2 protein-coding genes are annotated in these 1750 nt (G+C 45.6%); both read right to left on the bottom strand.

Going from position 1 to position 1750, the window contains the following annotated elements; genetic code table 11:
• The coding region (gene gatB, locus SPADD19_RS00910; RefSeq protein WP_061455248.1) for an Asp-tRNA(Asn)/Glu-tRNA(Gln) amidotransferase subunit GatB at positions 1-1240 on the bottom strand (1240 nt) is incomplete at its 3' end.
• The coding region (locus SPADD19_RS00905; protein ID WP_241496376.1) for an amidase family protein at positions 1240-1750 on the bottom strand (511 nt) is incomplete at its 5' end. The genes gatB and SPADD19_RS00905, both read right to left, overlap by 1 nt.

The raw sequence follows: 1750 nt of genomic DNA, 5'->3' as shown, positions 1-1750 counted from the left end.
TCTGTACCAATCCGGCTTTTTCGACGTATTCACGCGCACCGCCACCGTTTTTCGCTAAGTGAACGAAGACTTTCTTGGCAATCTTAGATGAAATCGTTCCATCTTCGATGATGGCAATCATTTCGACCAAGTTTTCTGGTGTCAATTGGATTTCTTCCAGTGTCTTACCTTCTGCATTCAAGAATTGTGCTACTTCACCTTGGAGCCAGTTAGACACTTGCTTAGCATCGCCACCAAGGGCTACAGCTGCTTCAAAGAAGTCAGAAGTAACTTTCGTCGCTGTCAATTGGTTGGCATCATAGTCAGACAAGCCAAGCTCTGCCACATAGCGAGCACGACGGTCTTTTGGAAACTCTGGCAACTCCGTACGCATTTCCTCGATCCACTCATCTGAGATTTCAAACAATGGCAGGTCTGGTTCTGGGAAGTAACGGTAATCCGCTGCTCCTTCTTTGACACGCATAAGAATCGTGCTCTTGTTGGCTTCATCGTAACGGCGTGTTTCTTGACGAATGACACCACCTGAACGCAAGATTTTCGCTTGACGCTCAACTTCGTATTCAAGACCTTTACGGACGTTTGAGAAAGAGTTCAAGTTTTTCAACTCCGTCTTGGTACCAAATTCCTCTTGGCCGTATGGGCGAAGGGAAATGTTGGCATCTACACGCATCGATCCTTCTTCCATCTTGACGTCTGAAATACCAGTATATTGGATGACTTCTTTCAAAGCTGTCAAATAAGCATAGGCTTCTTCAGGAGAACGCATATCTGCTTCAGATACGATTTCAATCAATGGCACCCCTTGACGGTTAAGGTCTACGTAAGAGAATCCATCTGTTCCGTGGGTGTTCTTACCGGCATCTTCTTCCAAGTGGGCCCGTTCAATCCCGATTTTCTTAGTTGATCCGTCTTCCAATTGCACTTCAATCCAACCGTTGTAACCGATTGGCTCGTCAAATTGCGAAATTTGGTAGGCCTTTGGATTATCAGGGTAGAAATAGTTCTTCCGGTCAAAGTGCATATGCTGATGGATATCCATATTCAAGGCCAAAGCAGCCTTGATACCAGCATCCACAACACCCTTGTTCAAGACAGGAAGCACCCCTGGGAAAGACCAGTCGATCACATTGGTATTGGCATTTTGCTCATTCCCAAAGTGAGCAGAGGTTGGTGAGAAAATTTTTGAGTTTGTATTCAATTCAACGTGGACTTCAAGTCCGATGACTGTTTCAAAGTTCATTAATTGTCACCTCCGAAAATAAGGGGTTGTTGCTTGTGGTAATCCGTCGTTGCTTCAAAGGCAGCTGCAGCTTGGTAGATGGTTTCTTCAGAATACTTAGGACCGATCAACTGCAAACCAACTGGAAGACCTTGCGCAAAACCTGCAGGAATCGAAATCCCTGGAAGACCTGCCAAGTTGACTGGAATAGTCAAGAGGTCCGCCAAGTACATGGCAACCGGGTCATGGTTGAGCGAATCCAAATCAAAGGCTACACTTGGAGCTGTTGGACCAAGGATAAGGTCGTAATCCGCAAAGACTTTTTCGAAGTCTTGGATAATAAGGGTACGGACTTGACCAGCTTTCTTGTAGTAAGCATCGTAGTAACCAGATGACAAACTAAAGGTACCAAGCATGATCCGGCGTTTGACCTCATCACCAAAGCCTTGACTACGAGTGTTCACGTAGATATCATCCAAGTTTTTAGCATCTTCCGCACGGAAACCATAGCGAATCCCATCGAAACGTTGC

The organism is Streptococcus parasanguinis (assembly GCF_001578955.1).
GTDB classification, from domain to species: Bacteria; Bacillota; Bacilli; order Lactobacillales; family Streptococcaceae; genus Streptococcus; species Streptococcus parasanguinis_U.
The sequence above is the reverse complement of the archived record's forward strand: the minus strand, read 5'-3'. Positions and strand labels throughout refer to the sequence as shown.